Annotated in this window: 4 protein-coding genes and 2 pseudogenes; 4 read left to right on the top strand and 2 right to left on the bottom strand. The window is 71.5% G+C overall.

Going from position 1 to position 4,697, the window contains the following annotated elements:
• Positions 1–114: 114 nt before the first annotated feature.
• Positions 115–270, bottom strand: a pseudogene (locus tag GUY61_RS34945) (GNAT family N-acetyltransferase); the annotation flags it as partial.
• Positions 271–383: 113 nt separating this feature from the next.
• Between GUY61_RS34945 and GUY61_RS34940 the strand changes: the two are divergent.
• The gene (locus GUY61_RS34940; RefSeq protein ID WP_243766969.1) at positions 384–581 is read left to right on the top strand and encodes a hypothetical protein; all 198 of its coding nucleotides are present in this window, start codon (positions 384–386) and stop codon (positions 579–581) included.
• A gap of 88 nt (positions 582–669) precedes the next feature.
• Positions 670–1,035: pseudogene (locus GUY61_RS40890) on the top strand (tyrosine-type recombinase/integrase); the annotation flags it as partial.
• Positions 1,036–1,112: 77 nt separating this feature from the next.
• Here the strand turns inward: GUY61_RS40890 and GUY61_RS34930 are convergent.
• Positions 1,113–1,601, bottom strand: a complete 489-nt coding sequence (locus tag GUY61_RS34930; protein WP_313897004.1) for a hypothetical protein — start codon at positions 1,599–1,601, stop codon at positions 1,113–1,115.
• 843 nt (positions 1,602–2,444) lie between these two features.
• Between GUY61_RS34930 and hemL the strand changes: the two genes are divergently transcribed.
• Both hemL and GUY61_RS34920 read left to right on the top strand, forming a co-directional pair.
• Positions 2,445–3,770, top strand: coding sequence for a glutamate-1-semialdehyde 2,1-aminomutase (gene hemL, locus GUY61_RS34925; RefSeq protein ID WP_166634337.1), 1,326 nt, complete (start codon positions 2,445–2,447; stop codon positions 3,768–3,770).
• An 8-nt stretch (positions 3,771–3,778) separates the two neighbouring features.
• A complete protein-coding gene (locus tag GUY61_RS34920; protein WP_398958013.1) occupies positions 3,779–4,462 on the top strand; it encodes a histidine phosphatase family protein in 684 nt (227 codons plus the stop codon).
• Positions 4,463–4,697: the final 235 nt, after the last annotated feature.

Below are 4,697 nucleotides of genomic sequence, written 5' to 3'. Positions count from 1 at the left end.
GAGCGGTGGGGCGCGGGGCCTGTGGAGCCTACCGGCCCGGGGAACCGGCAGGGCTTCATCGGGCTGCCGTGACCTTGTGCGGGCGGGTTCGTCGTGTCACTGGCTGACGGCAACTCAGTCCCGAAGGTCTTTGACCATGACCGCGTACACCGGTGAGTCGGCGAACGGTTGCTGCTCGCCGACTCCGGCGTATCCCCATGCCTCGTAGAGGGCTTGGACCTTGGGGTGTGTGACGTCGACCAGTAGCACGGCGAGGTCTTCCGTACGTCGGCGACCCGTTCCCGGACGCGTGCGTGGAGCTGGCCTTTGGTCCGGCTCGTCCGTCTGACGAGACCGGCGCGGTGGTTGTCCCAGAGCCGGTCCGGATAACTCCCACCGACCTTGTGCGGCTTCGCGTCGAGTTGGGACTCGCTCTCGGCGAGATCCACGCCGAGGTGCAGCGTGCCGAGATCGCGTGGCGGCAGCAGCTCAGCCGCTGGTACAGCGACGGCCGACTGGCAGTTGAGGCCCGCGCACCGGACATCAGCCTCCTTCAACGGGTCCTGGACGGACTGCGGAATCCCGGTTCGGTTTCGACGTAGGCCCCGGCGCCTCCTCTTCCCGGCGCCCCTGAGAATCCCGCACAAGCAGGACCGCGTTCCTCGATGCCGACCGCAACAGCGACTCCCCGCCGTCACGCTGCCCTGGGCCAAGCCGGACGGCGAACCGCTGGCCGCCGCCGGCGTGATCCCTCCCCGCGAGCGCCGTGCGTGCGCGCAACCTCCACGCGGCCCCGGAAGACGGCATGCACGCCCTCCGGCACGCTTGTGCTTCCGTGCTCCTGGGCGCGGGGAGAGCATCAAGGCTCTGTCCGAGTACCTCGGCCACTCGGACCCCGGCTTCACGCTGCGGACGTACACGCACCTGCTGCCGTCCAGCGAGACGCGCACCCGCAAGGCGATCGATGACGCCTTCACGGAAGCCGAGGCGGAGGACGACGGCGACCCGGCTGCCTCCCAGGGCACATCCGTGCCCCAAGCGAAACCAATGTGCCCTGGCCGCCTGACGGCCTTCCTCGGGCACCAGCGAGTGCGGGGTCCGAAAACCCCGCCGGAAACCGGCGAAACCCCAGCTCAGGGCCAGACCAGGCAATAAGGCTGATGCCCCGCCTCATGCAGCCGCTTCGAGAAGTCCTGCCACTCGTGCAGCAGCTGGTACACGTTGAACGCGTCGCGCGGCCCGCCGCGGTCGGGGACCGTGGACCAGATGAAGGCCGCGGCGCCCACGGACTCCTCGCCGATCCCGCGCAGCGGGTCGACGACGGTCATGGGGAGCTTGACCACGGCGTAGTCGGGGTGCAGGACGACGAGCTCGAGCGGGGGCACCTTGTGCAGGGGTATGCCCTCGATGCCGGTGAGGACCATGGCGGCCATCGTCTCCGGCTTGATCTTGGTGAACATGCCGCCCATGCCGAGCTCATCGCCCCCCAGCTCCTCGGGGCGCATGGTGATGGGCACGCGGGCCGCCGTGGCACCGTCAGGTGCCCCGAAGTACTTGTAGGTCACCCCCACCCGGCCACTCCTGCTGATTCCTCCAGGTCCCGCCCGCTCGGGTCCGTCCACACGGCCCGCGCGATCCGCCCGGTTCTCCGCCCGTTTGCTCCGCCGCCTCTCGGCGCGGCTCTCCACACGCTTCTCCGGCCGGGTCCCGGCCTGATCCTCCGGCCGCGCTGCCGGCCGATCCCCGGCCACGCCTTGAGGCCGTCCGTCCGGCAGGGGAAGGGACAGGCCGTCCGCCCTGTTCCCGGTCCTGCGCTCGGCCGTGCCCTCCGGCCTCGGCTCGGACGGGTCTTCCGGCCGGCTCTCCCGGCGCCGCGCAGGCCGGCGCTCCGTCCGCTGCTGCTCGACGCCGCTTTCCGCGCGACGCTCCGGAAGGTACCCCGGCCGGATGTCCGGGAGGAAGTCCGGGCGCGGTCCCGCCAGGTCCTCCGGGCGGTCGTCCTGCCGGTTCTCGTGGTTCTCGCGGCTCTCGCGGTGGTCCCGGCGGCTCTCCGGGAGGCTCTCGGCCCGGCCGTCCGCGCGGTTCCCCGGCCATGCCACGTCACCCGGTTCCACAGGGCCGGTGTGCCCCGCGGAGCCGGCCGCTCCCGACGGGCCCCCGGGCGTGGCGAAGGGACCCGAAGGCCCCACCGGGTGCACCGGTCCCGCAGGCCCCCCGGAGGGGCCCGCAGGACCCGACGGGCCGGAACCGCCCGCCGCGTCCGCCGCCCTGCGCCGGTGCCGTCCCCGCTGGGCACGCTCGGGACCCCGGTCGTCGGTCCCTTCGCCCAGTCCGCCACCGCGTTGCATATCTCCACCCGACCACTCGCAGCCGTCGCCGCGCAACCCGATCATCGTGACAGTGACCTCCCCCACCGGGCGGCTGTGAAACCGCCCGGCGCCAAGAGTTCGCGAGCCTCTGACACCATGTCTTACGTGAGCTATCCGTACGAAGCCTCAGTTTCGCAGACGCTTTTTGAGCGCGCGGCCGCCGTGACGCCCGGTGGCGTCAACTCTCCCGTGCGCGCTTTCCGCGCCGTGGGGGGTACGCCCCGTTTCATGGTGTCCGGTTCCGGTCCGTATCTCACGGACGCCGACGGCCGGGAGTACGTCGACCTCGTGTGCTCGTGGGGCCCGATGATCCTCGGGCACGCGCACCCGCAGGTCATCGAGGCCGTGCAGGCCGCCGTGGCGCGGGGCACCTCCTTCGGCACGCCGGGTGTCGGCGAGGTCGAGCTGGCCGAGGAGATCGTCGCCCGCGTCGAACCGGTGGAGCAGGTTCGGCTGGTTTCCTCCGGTACGGAGGCCACCATGTCGGCGATCCGGCTGGCCCGCGGCTTCACCGGGCGCACCAAGGCGATCAAGTTCGCCGGGTGCTACCACGGGCACGTGGACGCGCTGCTGGCCGCCGCCGGGTCCGGGCTGGCGACGTTCGGCCTGCCCGACACGCCGGGGGTCACCGGCGCGCAGGCCGGGGACACCATCGTGCTGCCGTACAACGACCTGGAAGCGGTCAACGAGGCGTTCCACCGCTTCCCGGGCGAGATCGCCTGCGTGATCACGGAGGCGGCGCCGGGCAACATGGGCGTCGTCCCGCCGCTGGCCGGCTTCAACCAGGGACTCAAGGACGCCTGTACGAAGAACGGCGCTCTGTACATCTCGGACGAGGTGATGACGGGGTTCCGCGTCTCCAGGGCCGGCTGGTACGGGCTCGACGGTGTCAGGCCGGACCTGATGACCTTCGGCAAGGTGATGGGCGGCGGGTTCCCGGCCGCGGCCTTCGGCGGCCGCGCGGACGTCATGGCGCACCTCGCCCCGGCGGGCCCGGTCTACCAGGCGGGCACGCTCTCCGGGAACCCGGTGGCCACGGCCGCGGGCCTGGCGCAGTTGCGGCTCCTGGACGACGCGGCGTACGAAAAGGTCGACGCGGTCTCGGAGGAGATCCGGGGGCTGGTCACCGAGGCGCTGGCCAAGGAGGGCGTGGCGCACCGGCTGCAGACGGCGGGCAACATGTTCTCGGTCTTCTTCACCCCGAGGAAGGTCCTTGACTACGAGGACGCGAAGAAGCAGCAGAGCTTCCGCTTCACCGCGTTCTTCCACGCGATGCTCTCCCACGGTGTATACCTGCCGCCGTCCGCGTTCGAGTCCTGGTTCGTCTCCACCGCGCACGACGCGGCCGCGATCGAGCGGATCGCCGCGGCCCTGCCCGCCGCGGCCCGCGCGGCCGCGGAAGCCGAAGCCCCCGAGCAGTGATGGGTGACATGAGCAGCAGCGAAGACATCACCGTCGTCCATCTCATGAGGCACGGCGAGGTGGAGAACCCGGAGGGGATCCTCTACGGGCAACTGCCCGGCTACCACCTCTCCGAGCTGGGCCGGCGGATGGCCGACCGGGTCGCCGAGCACCTGGCGGGCCGCGACATCGCGCACGTCGTCTCCTCCCCACTGGAGCGGGCCCAGGAGACGGCCTCGCCGATCGCCGAGGCGCACGGTCTCGGCGTGGCCACCGACGACCGGCTGATAGAGGCCGGGAACGTCTTCCAGGGCAAGACCTTCGGGGTGGGCGACGGGGCTCTGCGCAGGCCGGCCAACTGGCGGCACCTCACCAATCCGTTCCGGCCCTCGTGGGGGGAGCCGTACGCCGCGCAGGTGGCCCGTATGACGGCGGCGCTGGGCGCGGCCAGGGACGCGGCGCGCGGTCACGAGGCGGTGTGCGTGAGCCATCAGCTGCCGATCTGGATCGTCCGCAGCTTCGTGGAGCGGCGCAGGCTGTGGCACGACCCGCGCCGGCGGCAGTGCACGCTGGCCAGCCTGACGACCTTCACGTACCAGGGCGACCGGATCCTGTCGGTCGGGTACAGCGAACCGGCCCGTGACCTCGTCCCCGCGCATCTGCTGGCGGGGGCGAAGCCGGTCAAGGGGAAGTCGAAGGCGTTCGGCGCCTGACCCGCCTGGGCGACTGACCCGACTGTCCGTCCACCCGTCCGGCCGTCCACCCGGACCCGGTCCCGTGCCCGCGACACACACCCGCCCGCGCCCGAAATGTGCGTTCCGGGCGAAACGGGGCGCCGGTAGTGCAATAGTTCGGTAACACCCCCGGATTCGAACCTGCTTTCCAGGAACCACTGGATTCACCGTGGCCTCTAAGGATGCGCACAGCATGACCTTACGGGGACGGGGG

Source organism: Streptomyces sp. GC420, from assembly GCF_009916105.1.
Taxonomy (GTDB): Bacteria; Actinomycetota; Actinomycetes; order Streptomycetales; family Streptomycetaceae; genus Streptomyces.
Note: the sequence above shows the minus strand (reverse complement) of the source record. Positions and strands in the feature narration are given on the sequence as shown.

What these genes read in the sequence shown, in the direction of transcription:
- hemL (WP_166634337.1), top strand. Translation starts at nt 2,445, where the DNA reads ATGTCTTACGTGAGCTATCCGTACGAAGCCTCAGTTTCGCAGACGCTT.
- GUY61_RS34920 (WP_398958013.1), top strand. Translation starts at nt 3,779, where the DNA reads ATGAGCAGCAGCGAAGACATCACCGTCGTCCATCTCATGAGGCACGGC.